We start from the raw sequence: 12789 nt of genomic DNA on the forward strand, positions 1-12789 counted from the left end.
CTAAGCACCTGTCCGCGCGTCTCGCCCCTCCTCATTCCTTCTTGCACGCCCGGCCGCTCATGGCTGCGGGCTGCGCACGTCCTGTCTCGACCCGTTCTCTTCTCGCAAGGCCTCACTGTGTTCGACGTTGCTGTCTTCGGATCCCTCTTTCTCACGCTTTTTGTGATTATGGATCCGCCCGGAATCACCCCGATCTTCCTTGCCCTCACCGCCGGCCGGCCCGCCAAGATGCAGCGCAGGATGGCGCTCCAGGCGGTTGCCGTCGCCTTCGGTGTGATTGCCGTCTTCGGTGTACTCGGCCAGCAGATCCTCGACTATCTGCATGTCTCCGTCCCCGCCCTGATGATCGCGGGCGGGCTGCTCCTGCTGCTGATCGCGCTCGATCTGCTGACCGGCAAGACCGACGAACCGACGCAGACGAAGGACGTCAACGTCGCGCTCGTACCGCTGGGCATGCCGCTGCTCGCCGGCCCCGGCGCGATCGTCTCGGTGATCCTTGCGGTGCAGCACGCCGACAGCTTCGGGAGTCAGGTCTCGGTCTGGACGGCGATCGTCGCCATGCACGTCGTGCTCTGGCTGACCATGCGCTACTCGCTGCTGATCATCCGCGTGATCAAGGACGGCGGCGTCGTCCTGGTGACGAGGCTCGCGGGAATGATGCTCTCGGCCATCGCCGTGCAGCAGATCATCAACGGGGTCACCCAGGTCATCCAGAACTCCTGACGCGGACCCGGACACCACAGCGCCCCCGTACGGACCGTCCGTGCGGGGGCGCTTCGTCTTTGTGCGTCGGTGAGGCGTTACGAAGCCGAGTTCTCGGCCGGGCGGATATAGATGCGCTGGCCTATCGAGGCGGCCTGCTGCACGATCCGGTTGACGGAGGCGGCGTCCACGACGGTGCTGTCCACGGCGGTACCGTCGACATCGTCGAGTCGCATGATCTCGAAGCGCATATGGCTTCCCTTCGTCTGATCCTCCTGCTGGAGAACTACTGGGAGGACGGGTGACCCGTCCGCAAGGATGTGGAGCGTCGGACATCGGCGTCCCGCACTCCACAGGGTGTACAACGGCTTGCCACCAGCAAACATTCCCTACGCTAAGGAAATTTTTTGGATGTCTAAGGACCAGTGGGAAAACGGCCGTGCGCGGACAATGAGGTCCGCATGAACGAGGCGGAGATCAGCGAACGCCTGGACCGCACCAACGAGCTGCTCCAGCGCATGCTCGCCGAGGTGTCCAAGACCCCCTCGACCCACGCGATCTTCGTGGACGCGGGCTATGTGTACGCCGCGGCCGGGCTGCTCGTCACCGGCACGGAGGACCGGCGCTCCTTCGACCTCGACGCGGAAGGGCTGATCGAGGCCTTCATCGACAAGGCCCGCACCATCTTCGCGGACAGCAGGCTCCTGCGCGTGTACTGGTACGACGGCGCCAGGCGCCGGATCCACACGGTCGAGCAGCAGTCCATCGCCGAACTTCCCGACGTCAAGGTCAGACTCGGCAACCTCAACGCCAACAACCAGCAGAAGGGCGTCGACTCGCTCATCCGCACCGACCTCGAATCCCTCGCCCGGCACCGCGCCATCAGCGACGCGGCGCTCGTCGGCGGCGACGAGGACCTGGTGTCGGCGGTCGAGGCGGCCCAGGGGTACGGGGCCCGGGTCCACCTCTGGGGCATCGAGGCGGGCGAAGGGCGCAACCAGGCCGAACCGCTGCTCTGGGAGGTCGACAGCCAGCGCACCTTCGACCTGGACTTCTGCCGCCCGTACGTCACCAGGCGTCCCGTCACCACGTACGAGGACGACACTCCGGCCCCCTCCCGTGAGGACGTCCGCTTCGTCGGCGCGCAGATCGCCGCCTCCTGGCTCTCCGCCCGCGGCCGCGACGCCCTTGCCGACCTGCTGCCCGGACACCCCTACCTGCCGGGCTCCGTCGACCAGGACCTGCTGGTCGAGGCCGAACGGCTGCTCCAGCACTCGCTGCGCGGCCACGCCCATCTGCGCCGCGCGCTGCGCGACGGCTTCTGGCAGCACCTGCAGGCGCAGTACTGAGCTACACGCCGTCCCAGAAGGCGACCAGCGCGGCAGCGGTCTGCTCCGGGCGGTCCGTGTTGGGGGAGTGCTCGGCGCCCGCGATCCGGCTGCGGTGCGCGCCGAGCCGCTGCGTCATCTCGTCGAGCAGTGGCACCGGCCAGGTGTCGTCGCGCTCGCCGGAGAGCACATGGACGGGCAGCGGTACGGCGGCCAGTTCGGCCACCCGGTCCGGCTCGGTCGCCAACTGCCGCCCGGTGGCGATCAGCTGGGCGGGACGGTGGCGCAGCCAACGCCGGCGCAGCCCCTTGCCGTTCGCGGCCACCGCGTCCTCGGGCGGGTCGAGGGCGCGCATCGCGTCCCACACCTCGGCCATGCTCAGCGTCGCGAGCGCTTCGCTGAGCATCTTCACCTTGATCTGCTGCGCCTCGACCACCTGGGCGGGGCCGGAGGACATCAGCGTCAGCGAACGGAACGGTGAGGCGTCGAGCAGCACGGCGGCGCGGGCGATCTGCCCGCCGAGCGAGTGCCCGAGAAGATGCACGGAGCTGCCGAGCGCGTCGGCCTGGGCGAGCACATCGCGAGCCAACTCGATTTGTTCGTAGTCCTCCTGACGGTCCGTTCCGTCGGTCTCGTACTGCCCGCGCCCGTCGGCGGCGACGATGCGGTAGCCGGCGGCGGAGAGCGGTTCGAGGAGCGCGATGAAGTCCTCCTTGCTGCCCGTGTATCCGGGCAGCAGAAGGGCGGTGCCGCGCGGCTCGTCGGGCGGCGCGGCATCCAGCACGGCGAAGGCCCCGCGCGCGGTGGGCAGCGCGTGGACGCGGGTGCAGGAGGGCGGGGTGAAGGTGGGCGGCCGACTCATGACACGAGGCTATGTCCTCGCGCACCGGATGGGCCGGCGGCGTCCTGAAACGCCGGACGGGCTCGAGGATGTCCTCGAGCCCGTCCGGCACGATCAAGCCCCTCCGGCACGCTGAGGAGCGTGGTCAGGGGCAGAGCCCCGAACAACCGTCGGCGTGTGCTCAGCCCTCGGTCCTGGCCGCCGCGGTGCGCGGCGCCCGCCGCCTCCGCGGCTTGGCCTCGCCCTCCGCGACCGGAACCTCCACCACGGTCTCCGCCTTCGGCTTCGCCGCGGCCCGCGTCCGCCGACGCGGCCTCTCCGGCTCGGGCTCGGCGATCGGCGCGATCTGGAAGTCGACCTCGTCCTCGGCCGGCTTGGCGACGATCCGGGCGCGGCGCCGCGGCTTGGTCACCGTCTTCGCCTCCACCATCGGCTCGGCCATGGGCGCGATCTGGAAGTCGACCTCGTCCGCAGGCTTGGCGACCGTGCGGGTCCGACGGCGACGCGGCTTGGCCTCGGCCTGCGCCTCGACGACGGCCGGTGTCCCGACGACGACCGGAGCCTCCGCCAGGGCCACCGCGGCCTCGGCCGCGCCATCCGGGGCCGTGACCCGCGTACGGCGACGGCGTCGCGGCGTACGCGGCTCCACCGGGGCGTCAGCGGCAGACGCGGCAACCGCGGCCTGCACGGGCTCCGTGGCCGGGGACGGCACCGCGGCAGCGGCGCCGTCCGCGAGCGCGGATCCGCCCCGCGTGCGACGACGCTGACGCGGCGTACGCGGCGCCCGCTCCTCCCGTACGGCAGGTGTCGACGGCCCGGACGGCTTGCGGCCGCGGCCGCCCGTCTCGCCCAGGTCCTCCATCTCCTCGGCCCGCAGACCCGCACGGGTCCGCTCGGTGCGCGGCAGGACACCCTTGGTGCCGGCCGGGATGTCGAGCGCCTCGAAGAGGTGTGGCGACGTGGAGTACGTCTCGACCGGGTCGGGGAACTTCAGGTCCAGCGCCTTGTTGATCAGCTGCCAGCGCGGGATGTCGTCCCAGTCGACCAGGGTGATCGCGATGCCCTTGGCGCCCGCACGGCCGGTCCGGCCGATGCGGTGGAGGTACGTCTTCTCGTCCTCCGGCGACTGGTAGTTGATGACGTGGGTGACACCCTCGACGTCGATACCGCGGGCGGCGACATCGGTGCAGACGAGTACGTCCACCTTGCCGTTGCGGAAGGCGCGCAGCGCCTGCTCACGGGCGCCCTGGCCGAGGTCGCCATGGACCGCGCCGGACGCGAAACCGCGCTTCTCCAGCTGCTCGGCGATGTCGGCGGCCGTCCGCTTGGTACGGCAGAAGATCATCGCCAGTCCACGGCCGTTGGCCTGCAGTATCCGCGAGACCATCTCCGGCTTGTCCATGGAGTGGGCACGGAAGACGTGCTGCGAGATGTTGGCGACGGTCGCGCCCTCGTCGTCGGGCGAGGTGGCGCGGATGTGCGTCGGCTGCGACATGTAGCGCCGCGCGAGGCCGATGACCGCACCCGGCATCGTCGCCGAGAACAGCATCGTCTGGCGGGTCGGCGGCAGCATGGTGATGATCCGCTCGACGTCGGGCAGAAAGCCCAGGTCGAGCATCTCGTCGGCCTCGTCGAGGACGAGGGCCCGCACGTGCGACAGGTCGAGCTTGCGCTGGCCGGCCAGGTCGAGCAGGCGGCCCGGGGTGCCGACGATCACGTCGACCCCCTTCTTCAGGGCCTCGACCTGCGGCTCGTACGCACGGCCGCCGTAGATCGCGAGAACGCGGACGTTACGCACCTTGCCGGCGGTCAGCAGGTCGTTGGTGACCTGCTGGCAGAGCTCACGGGTGGGGACGACGACCAGCGCCTGCGGCGCCTCGGTCAGCTGCTCGGGCTTGGCCCGGCCCGCCTCGACGTCCGCGGGGACGGTGACGCGCTCCAGCAGCGGAAGACCGAAACCGAGCGTCTTGCCGGTACCGGTCTTGGCCTGTCCGATCACGTCGGAGCCGGAGAGTGCGACGGGGAGCGTCATCTCCTGGATGGGAAAGGGGGACACAATGCCGACGGCCTCAAGGGCCTCGGCCGTCTCGGGAAGGATCCCGAGGTCTCGGAACGTAGTCAGGGTGCTGCCTCTTCTGTGAGACGCGGTCCGAGGCGAACGCTGGGGGTCGTACCGTGCCGGGGTTGGTCATCCGGCCGTGGATGGGCCGGGTGGCGCGGGACCACTGCCGTCGCTCGAGCGCTCGTGCCGCTGAGGGGGCCCCTCATCTGCGGTCGTACGTGGCGTACGCCCCGCGTGGAGGGCTGTCGGGTCGGAGCCGATCGGGCCACCGACCGGGCATCCTCATTCAAATCGCCCGCTGAATGCTCGGCAAGCGCATTACCACCATACCCCGGATTCGCGCATCCATGCTGGGGGTGCATCGCAAAGGGCCCCGCCCGGCAGTGCCGGACGGGGGCTTTCCTGATGCCGACCGCGGGCTATTCTGCGGTTCGTGACTCCTCCCCGAGGGGCTTCTCACCCGACTGCGAAGCAGTCTCATGACGGACAAGCCCTGCCCGACGCAACACGCGTGGCAGGAAAGTATCAGCCGGACGCGATGCTCCGCTGACAAATCGGAAAGGCTGAGCTGTGGCAGAGAGCGAGCACACGGGAATCGCCGCCCAGGACTGGGCCACCGCATCCGCTGAGCCGCAGTACCGTGCCGCGGTCGTGGATCTGCTGGGAGCCCTCGCGTATGGGGAGCTGGCGGCCTTCGAGCGGCTCGCCGAGGACGCAAAACTCGCGCCGACGCTGGCCGACAAGGCGGAGCTGGCAAAGATGGCGTCCGCCGAATTCCATCACTTCGAGCGGTTGACGGACCGCCTGACCGCGATCGACACCGAGCCGACCGGGGCCATGGAGCCGTTCGCCAAGGCGCTCGACGACTTCCACCGCCAGACCGCCCCGTCGGACTGGCTGGAAGGTCTGGTCAAGGCATACGTCGGCGACTCGATCGCCAGTGACTTCTACCGTGAGGTCGCCGCCCGCCTCGACTCGGACACCCGCTCGCTCGTCCTCGCCGTGCTGGACGACACGGGCCACGGCAACTTCGCCGTCGAGAAGGTGCGCGCCGCGATCGAGGCCGACCCGCGGGTCGGTGGCCGGCTCGCGCTGTGGGCCCGGCGGCTGATGGGTGAGGCCCTCTCGCAGGCCCAGCGGGTGGTCGCCGACCGCGACGCGCTGTCCACGATGCTCGTGGGCGGGGTGGCGGACGGGTTCGACCTGGCCGAGGTCGGCCGGATGTTCTCGCGGATCACCGAGGCGCACACCAAGCGGATGGCCGCGCTCGGACTGGCTGCCTAGCAGACCGCCGACGGGCCCCTCAGGCCGCCGCTGATTGGCTCAGGCGGCGGCCGCGCGGGCGGATCAGCAGCGACAGCGTCACCGCGCCGATCAGTACCGCGCCGATCAGGGTGGGCAGGACATGTCCGGGTCCCAGCACCGAGTGCATCAGATACGCGCCGAACAGGGCACCCGGAGCGCCGGTGGCGAAGACGGCCCGGCGGGACGGTAGCCGTCCGGGCAGCGACCGGAGCGCCGCCCAGGAGAGGGCGAGTCCGAGCGCGACGGAACCGAGGGATTCCCAGATCACAGACGATCACCTCGCGGGTTGCGGAGAGGCATTTCCCATGCTTTCAGAGCGATGGGGGACGGCGAATCGGTCGTAGGCCGTACTACCCGTGGGCCGTGGAACGCAACCCTGCCTGGGGGAGGTTCCGCACAGGTGCCGCACAGCGGAAACCGGTGCTGAGCATCGGCAGGACACGCAGAAGCGGCCCGGAGGGGTATATCCCTCCGGGCCGCTTCGCACTGCTGTGCCTCTGTCCTTACAGCGCGCCGAACCCCACCCGCCGCGTGCTCGGCTCGCCGATCTCCACATAGGCGACCCGGTCGGCCGGCACCAGGACCTTGCGGCCCTTGTCGTCCGTGAGGCTGAGCACCTGCGCCTTGCCGGTGAGAGCCTCGGCGACCGCGCTCTCGACCTCCTCGGCGGAAAGCCCGCTCTCCAGAACGATCTCCCGGGGTGCGTGCTGCACGCCGATCTTGACCTCCACGGCTATGTCCCTCCGACGGTCAGTCCTCTGCGCGTGAGCCGCGCCGTACGCACCACACATTAGCCCGGTGAGCGGAACTGCCGGCGGTCGGCAGGCAACGCCCGCAGCGAACATGTACCGCGGATACGGAGGATCACCGACCGGACGTCAGTGCTGATCGATGCCGTGCAGGGGGAACCCGGCGATGCCACGCCAGGCCAGCGAGGTGAGGAGCTGCACCGCCGTGTCGCGCGGGATCGCCGACCGGCTGGACAGCCAGTACCGGGCGACGACCTGGGACACGCCTCCCAGACCGACCGCGAGCAGCATCGACTCGTCCTTGGAGAGTCCCGTGTCCCCCGCGATGACGTCGGAGATCGCCTCCGCGCACTGCAGCGAGACCCGGTCGACCCGTTCCCGTACCGCCGGCTCGTTCGTCAGGTCGGACTCGAAGACCAGCCGGAAGGCGCCGCCCTCGTCCTCGACGTACGCGAAGTAGGCGTCCATCGTCGCGGCGACACGCAGCTTGTTGTCCGTCGTCGACGCCAGCGCCGTACGGACCGCCTGCAACAGCGACTCGCAGTGCTGGTCGAGCAATGCCAGATAGAGCTCCAGCTTGCCCGGGAAGTGCTGGTAGAGCACCGGCTTGCTGACACCGGCCCGCTCGGCGATGTCGTCCATCGCGGCGGAGTGGTAGCCCTGCGCGACGAAGACTTCCTGCGCGGCGCCCAGCAGCTGGTTGCGTCGGGCGCGGCGAGGCAGGCGAGTGCCCCGCGGGCGCGCCGCCTCTGTCTGCTCGATGGCTGTCACGCCGCCTCCCAAAATTGTGATCGAACACAGCCGTTTTTCTGCACGCTGCGCCGTACAGCCATCGTACTTTTGAGTAACCCGGGTGCGCGCGGCGCGGACGCAGAATTTCACGGACCGGACGGCTGCGGTAGCCACAGATTCGTCGCCTGCACGGCAAAGCGGGGCGTATCAGCGGTAATCGTCCTCGTCTTCCGCGACGACGCGGGCCTGCTCCGCCGCATCCGCCTCATTTGCGGTGTCCCGGTCGATGCCCGTGAGCGGATCGTCGCCCTTCGGCCGGAGATCGGCCTGCTGTTCGGCCGCGTCGGCCTCGGGCGCCTCCGGGTCCGGCTCGTCCGGCTGAATTGTCTCGAAGGTCTCCGGGTCATTGGGGTCGACCGTCATGGTGACTCCCTTCCTTAGCATCGAGCCTAGGAGCTACCCCGGCACGGCGCTATGCGATCTGTGACGGCGAACACATGAACCACGGTGTGATCGTCTCGTAACATTGCCGCATGTCTTCGACCGAGCTGCCGGGAGTCCGGGCCGCTGCTGCAGCGACGGCTCCCACGGTGGGCACCGTCCGCGTCGCCGAGGGGGAGGAGCTGCGCTCCGTCGCGCTCCCCGGCCTGACGCTGAACGTCCGCACCCGGACGCCGGAGCGGACCGGGCTGCCGCCCGCGCTGTACGTGCACGGGCTCGGCGGCTCCTCGCAGAACTGGTCGGCGCTGATGCCGCTGCTCCAGGACGTGGTGGACGGCGAGGCGGTCGACCTGCCGGGCTTCGGGGACTCGCCGCCGCCGGACGACGGCAACTACTCGGTCACCGGACACGCCCGTGCGGTGATCCGGCTCCTGGACGCGGCGGAGCGCGGCCCCGTCCATCTCGTCGGCAATTCACTCGGCGGCGCGGTGGCCACCCGGGTCGCGGCCGTCCGGCCCGACCTGGTGCGGACGCTCACCCTCATCTCGCCCGCGCTGCCCGAGATCCGGGTGCAGTGGCCCGCCGTACCGACCGGACTGCTCGCCGTTCCGGGGATCGCATCCCTGTTCTCCCGGATGACCAAGGACATGACGGCGGAAGAACGCACGCGCGGAGTCATGGCACTCTGTTACGGCGATCCGGCGCGCGTCTCCGAAGCCGGCTTCCGCGATGCGGTGGCCGAAATGGAGCGACGGCTGGAACTGCCGTACTTCTGGGACGCCATGGTGCGCTCGGCTCGGGGCATCGTCGACGCGTACACGCTGGGCGGGCAGCACGGACTGTGGCGCCAGGCCGAGCGCGTGCTCGCGCCGACCCAGCTCGTGTACGGCGGACGGGACCAGCTCGTCTCGTACCGGATGGCACGCAGAGCGTCCGCGGCCTTCCGCGATTCGCGACTGCTGACACTGCCCGATGCCGGGCACGTGGCAATGATGGAGTACCCGGAAGCGGTCGCCCAGGCCTTCCGGGAACTGCTCGACGAATGCGGCGGGAGCTGATCCGGGGCGTGGGACGACATAGCCGAAAAGGCCCCCAACCCGGCAAGCGCGATATCGATGCCGCCGCGGCGGATTGGGGCGGCGGCAGTGAGGCGGCCCGGCCGGAGCCCGGCAGCGGACGGCGCAGGAGGGTGGTCGGAGCACCGACCGGCACGGACGGGCACACTCCGTTCCAGGGGGTCCCCCAGGTGCGTGGCGGCCATCCCGAGCAGCGCGAGGCGGGCGGTGGCTGGGGGTCCGGCCCGCAGCCGGTGTTCGGTGACCGGCAGGCTCCGGGTCGACCGGGCGGCCAGGGTCCGCGGCCCGGAGCGTCGCAGATGCCTCAGCCGACGTCCCGGCCGATGCCGCAGAGGATGTCGCATCGGCAGCCCGCAGTCGGTACGCGGTCGCTGATACCGGGTCCGCGAAGGGAGTTCGTCGACGCCTTCGACGCACCGTCCGCGCCACCCGCCCCTCGTTCCCCGTCCGCTGCACCGGCCCCGCCGACCGGGCCGTTCACCTCGGCCGGCGGCCGGGACGAGCAGCGGCCCCCCGGCGGCGCCGATGCCCCGTCGGCCACCAGGAACGGCAAGGGGCGCACCTTCACCGGTGTCGCTGCCGCCGCGGTGACCACCGTGCTCGCGGTGGTCGTGGCCGGTCAGGTCGCCCATGACAGCAGTGGGCGGGTCGGCATGGCCGCACCCGGGGCGGGCGTCGACCGGGACGGTGGCGAGGACACCTCCTCCCGCTCGGACGACCGGTCGACGCCGAAAGCGGCGGCGGCCGCGCCTCTTTCGTACGAGCAGAAGATGGTCACGGCTTATCCGCTCGCTCCGGCACTCAAGGGTTCCGGGCGCTTCGAGACGGTCCCGGGAACGGCGAAGGCTCCGGGCAAGGGGCATAAGTACCGCTATCGGATCGACATCGAGAAAGGTCTCGGTCTCGACGCCGGACTTTTTGCCGAGGCGGTCCAGAAAACCCTCAATGACGACCGTAGTTGGGCGCACGGCGGTGCCATGACTTTCGAGCGGGTCTCCTCGGGTGATCCGGATTTCGTGATCACTCTGGCCAGCCCGGGAACCACCGGGGACTGGTGCGAGAAGTCGGGTCTCGATACGACCGAAGACAATGTCTCGTGCGATTCGGCGGCGACCGAGCGCGTGATGATCAATGCCTATCGCTGGGCGCAGGGATCGTCGACGTTCGGCCCGAAGAGGCTCTTCGCCTACCGCCAGATGCTGATCAACCATGAGGTCGGCCACCGGCTGGGTCACAATCATGTGAGTTGCCGCACGCCGGGAGCGCTGGCCCCCGTGATGCAGCAGCAGACCAAGTCCCTCGATATCGGCGGCATCAAATGCCGCCCCAACGCCTGGGTGTATCCGGGCAGTTGAGTCCGGACGGGGCGCCCGTCGGCCCCGCCCGGCGGATGCCTGCCATCGGCCGGACGGTCGGCCCCTGGAGGCATCGTCCAGCATGTGGGACGACCGTCTCATTCTGCGTTGACATCATGGGTGCCGTCGCGCATATTTCTCGGCATGTCACGCAACCCCGTCACCTTCGACTGCGCCGCCATAGAGCTGGCGCTCATCGGTGTGACCGGGCACAGCGTCGCCGACATTCACTGTTGCTGACGCCTGCCTGAGCGCGCGTCGACTTCTTCCCCCGAGCCCTGTCTCGCAGGGAACAGTTCTTCCCGACTGCCGCGCCGGGCGTACTCCGTCCGCAGGCGCGGCAGTTCTGGTGTCCCGGTCCGGTTCCTCCGGATCCCCGACCGGGTTGTCCCACCCCGCACCCTCGCTGCTGCCTGCACGGATCCTCGTTCCGCCTTCTTCCGTCAGCAGTACTCCGAGAGGTCATCTTCCGATGCGTCAACCGTCCGTCATATCGCGCCGCGTGGCAGCGGCCGTCGTGGTTCTTGTCGTGGGTTCGGGCGCCGCCGCGTGCGGGCCCCAGGACAGCAAGGGCAGCGACAGCACATCCGGTGCAGCGGGCAAGCCCGCCAAGGGCGGCACGCTCACCGTCCTCAACAGCAACGCGCAGGAGGACTTCGACCCCGCGCGGCTGTACACCTCCGGCGGCGGCAACGTCCCGTCCCTGGTCTTCCGTACGCTGACCACCCGCAACCGGGAGGACGGCGCGGCCGGCGCGAAGGTCGTCCCCGACCTGGCGACCGACCTGGGCACGCCCAGCAAGAACGCCACCGTCTGGACGTACACGCTCAAGGACGGCCTGAAGTACGAGGACGGCACCGCGATCACGAGCGCCGACATCAAGTACGGCATCGAGCGCTCCTTCGCCGCCGAACTCTCCGGCGGCGCGCCCTACCTGCGCGACTGGCTGATCGGCGGCGCCGACTACCAGGGCCCCTACAAGGACAAGAAGGGCCTCGCCTCGATCGAGACGCCCGACGCGAAGACGATCGTCTTCCACCTCAACAAGCCGGAGGGCGAGTTCCCCTACCTGGCGACGCAGACCCAGACGTCCCCCGTGCCGAAGGCCAAGGACAACGGCACGAAGTACGAGAACCACCCGATCTCCTCGGGGCCGTACAAGGTCGTCAAGAACGAGGGCGACGGCGAGCGCCTCGTCCTGGAGCGCAACACGTTCTGGTCGGCCGCCACCGACGAGGAGCGCAAGGCGTACCCGGACCGGATCGACGTACGCTCCGGACTCGACTCCGCCGTCATCAACCAGCGGCTCTCCGCCTCCCGGGGCGCGGACGCCGCCGCCGTCACCACCGACACCAACCTCGGGCCGGCCGAGCTCGCCAAGGTCACGGGCGACAAGAAGCTGGCCGCCCGTGTCGGCACCGGCCACTTCGGCTACACGAACTACATCGCCTTCAACCCGAAGGTGAAGCCGTTCGACAACCCGAAGGTGCGCCAGGCGATCTCGTACGCCGTCGACCGCACCTCGGTCATCAACGCGGCCGGTGGCTCCTCGCTCGCCGAGCCCGCCACCACCTTCCTTCCGGAGCAGCCGTCCTTCGGCCACAGCGCGTACGACGCCTTCCCGGCCGGCAGGACGGGCAACGCGGCCAAGGCCAAGGAGCTGCTGAAGGAGGCCGGTTACGCCAAGGGCCTGACCATCACGCTCACGCACTCCAACGTGAAGAACTTCGCCACCAGCCCGGAGATCGCCACCGCCGTCCAGGAAGCGTTGAAGAAGGCCGGGATCACGGTCGAGCTGGAGGGCCTGGAGGGCAACGCCTACTCGGACAAGATCTACAACGTGAAGAGCGAGCCCGGCTTCTTCCTCACCGGCTGGGGCGCCGACTGGCCGTCCGGTGGTCCGTTCCTCGCACCGATCTTCGACGGACGCCAGATCGTCAAGAACGGCTACAACTTCAACGCCTCCCAGCTCGACGACGCCTCCGTCAACAAGGAGGTCGACGAGATCAACAAGCTGACCGACCTGAGCGCGGCCGCGAAGCGCTGGGGCGCGCTCGACAAGAAGATCGGTGGACAGGCGGTGACCGTGCCGCTGTTCCACCCGGTCTACAAGCGCCTGTACGGCGAGGCCGTCAAGAACGTCGTCATCAGCGACTGGACCGGCGTGCTCGACATCTCGCAGGTCGCGGTCAAGTAAC

General features: G+C 69.6%; 14 protein-coding genes. 7 read left to right on the forward strand and 7 right to left on the reverse strand.

Annotated elements, in window-relative coordinates; translation table 11 throughout:
- The first annotated feature begins 117 nt into the window (after nucleotides 1-117).
- The gene (locus AB0I23_RS00135; protein WP_037688898.1) at nucleotides 118-723 is read left to right on the forward strand and encodes a MarC family protein; all 606 of its coding nucleotides are present in this window, start codon (nucleotides 118-120) and stop codon (nucleotides 721-723) included.
- Nucleotides 724-800: 77 nt separating this feature from the next.
- Here AB0I23_RS00135 and AB0I23_RS00140 read toward each other — a convergent pair whose 3' ends face one another.
- A complete protein-coding gene (locus tag AB0I23_RS00140) occupies nucleotides 801-953 on the reverse strand; it encodes a hypothetical protein (protein ID WP_167747282.1) in 153 nt (50 codons plus the stop codon).
- 210 nt (nucleotides 954-1163) lie between these two features.
- On the opposite strand from AB0I23_RS00140, the gene AB0I23_RS00145 reads away from it, so the two are divergent.
- Nucleotides 1164-2051 (forward strand): NYN domain-containing protein, encoded by an 888-nt coding sequence (locus tag AB0I23_RS00145; RefSeq protein WP_359105219.1) that lies wholly within the window; start codon nucleotides 1164-1166, stop codon nucleotides 2049-2051.
- A gap of 1 nt (nucleotide 2052) precedes the next feature.
- Here AB0I23_RS00145 and AB0I23_RS00150 read toward each other — a convergent pair whose 3' ends face one another.
- Entirely contained in the window at nucleotides 2053-2892 is an 840-nt protein-coding gene (locus AB0I23_RS00150) for an alpha/beta fold hydrolase (protein WP_359105221.1), read from the reverse strand.
- A 160-nt stretch (nucleotides 2893-3052) separates the two neighbouring features.
- Nucleotides 3053-4903, reverse strand: coding sequence for a DEAD/DEAH box helicase (locus AB0I23_RS00155; RefSeq protein ID WP_359105224.1), 1851 nt, complete (start codon nucleotides 4901-4903; stop codon nucleotides 3053-3055).
- Nucleotides 4904-5503: 600 nt separating this feature from the next.
- Here AB0I23_RS00155 and AB0I23_RS00160 point away from each other — a divergent pair.
- Complete coding sequence (locus AB0I23_RS00160) at nucleotides 5504-6217, forward strand: ferritin-like fold-containing protein (protein ID WP_359105226.1); 714 nt, start codon at nucleotides 5504-5506, stop codon at nucleotides 6215-6217.
- A gap of 19 nt (nucleotides 6218-6236) precedes the next feature.
- On the opposite strand, the gene AB0I23_RS00165 is transcribed toward AB0I23_RS00160, so the two are convergent.
- From AB0I23_RS00165 to AB0I23_RS00180, 4 genes are all read right to left on the reverse strand, one after another.
- On the reverse strand, nucleotides 6237-6506 hold the full coding sequence (locus AB0I23_RS00165) for a hypothetical protein (RefSeq protein ID WP_359105228.1): 270 nt from the start codon (nucleotides 6504-6506) through the stop codon (nucleotides 6237-6239).
- A gap of 235 nt (nucleotides 6507-6741) precedes the next feature.
- Entirely contained in the window at nucleotides 6742-6969 is a 228-nt protein-coding gene (locus tag AB0I23_RS00170) for a DUF3107 domain-containing protein (RefSeq protein ID WP_359105231.1), read from the reverse strand.
- Between the two features lie 147 nt (nucleotides 6970-7116).
- Nucleotides 7117-7758: a TetR/AcrR family transcriptional regulator gene (locus AB0I23_RS00175; RefSeq protein ID WP_018105511.1), complete on the reverse strand. Its 642-nt coding sequence runs from the start codon at nucleotides 7756-7758 to the stop codon at nucleotides 7117-7119.
- A gap of 168 nt (nucleotides 7759-7926) precedes the next feature.
- Nucleotides 7927-8142, reverse strand: a complete 216-nt coding sequence (locus AB0I23_RS00180; protein WP_359105234.1) for a hypothetical protein — start codon at nucleotides 8140-8142, stop codon at nucleotides 7927-7929.
- 110 nt (nucleotides 8143-8252) lie between these two features.
- Between AB0I23_RS00180 and AB0I23_RS00185 the strand changes: the two genes are divergently transcribed.
- The 4 genes from AB0I23_RS00185 to AB0I23_RS00200 all read left to right on the forward strand — a co-directional run bounded on the left by AB0I23_RS00185 (nucleotide 8253) and on the right by AB0I23_RS00200 (nucleotide 12788).
- Entirely contained in the window at nucleotides 8253-9218 is a 966-nt protein-coding gene (locus AB0I23_RS00185) for an alpha/beta fold hydrolase (RefSeq protein ID WP_359105237.1), read from the forward strand.
- Nucleotides 9203-10591, forward strand: a complete 1389-nt coding sequence (locus AB0I23_RS00190; RefSeq protein WP_359105240.1) for a DUF3152 domain-containing protein — start codon at nucleotides 9203-9205, stop codon at nucleotides 10589-10591. The genes AB0I23_RS00185 and AB0I23_RS00190 overlap by 16 nt, the downstream gene beginning before the upstream one ends.
- Nucleotides 10592-10735: 144 nt before the next feature.
- Entirely contained in the window at nucleotides 10736-10831 is a 96-nt protein-coding gene (locus AB0I23_RS00195) for an Ms4533A family Cys-rich leader peptide (RefSeq protein WP_359105243.1), read from the forward strand.
- A 232-nt stretch (nucleotides 10832-11063) separates the two neighbouring features.
- On the forward strand, nucleotides 11064-12788 hold the full coding sequence (locus tag AB0I23_RS00200) for an ABC transporter substrate-binding protein (RefSeq protein WP_359105246.1): 1725 nt from the start codon (nucleotides 11064-11066) through the stop codon (nucleotides 12786-12788).
- Nucleotide 12789 lies beyond the last annotated feature (1 nt).

The sequence above is a fragment of the Streptomyces atratus genome (genome assembly GCF_040655115.1).
Lineage (GTDB): Bacteria > Actinomycetota > Actinomycetes > Streptomycetales > Streptomycetaceae > Streptomyces > Streptomyces atratus_D.

Bases quoted from the DNA above. Each gene is read 5' to 3' on its own strand.
- AB0I23_RS00155 (WP_359105224.1), bottom strand. From the start codon at position 4,903: ATGACGCTCCCCGTCGCACTCTCCGGCTCCGACGTGATCGGACAGGCC.
- AB0I23_RS00140 (WP_167747282.1), bottom strand. From the start codon at position 953: ATGCGCTTCGAGATCATGCGACTCGACGATGTCGACGGTACCGCCGTG.
- AB0I23_RS00180 (WP_359105234.1), bottom strand. From the start codon at position 8,142: ATGACGGTCGACCCCAATGACCCGGAGACCTTCGAGACAATTCAGCCG.
- AB0I23_RS00200 (WP_359105246.1), top strand. From the start codon at position 11,064: ATGCGTCAACCGTCCGTCATATCGCGCCGCGTGGCAGCGGCCGTCGTG.
- AB0I23_RS00185 (WP_359105237.1), top strand. From the start codon at position 8,253: ATGTCTTCGACCGAGCTGCCGGGAGTCCGGGCCGCTGCTGCAGCGACG.
- AB0I23_RS00190 (WP_359105240.1), top strand. From the start codon at position 9,203: ATGCGGCGGGAGCTGATCCGGGGCGTGGGACGACATAGCCGAAAAGGC.
- AB0I23_RS00195 (WP_359105243.1), top strand. From the start codon at position 10,736: ATGTCACGCAACCCCGTCACCTTCGACTGCGCCGCCATAGAGCTGGCG.
- AB0I23_RS00150 (WP_359105221.1), bottom strand. From the start codon at position 2,892: ATGAGTCGGCCGCCCACCTTCACCCCGCCCTCCTGCACCCGCGTCCAC.
- AB0I23_RS00145 (WP_359105219.1), top strand. From the start codon at position 1,164: ATGAACGAGGCGGAGATCAGCGAACGCCTGGACCGCACCAACGAGCTG.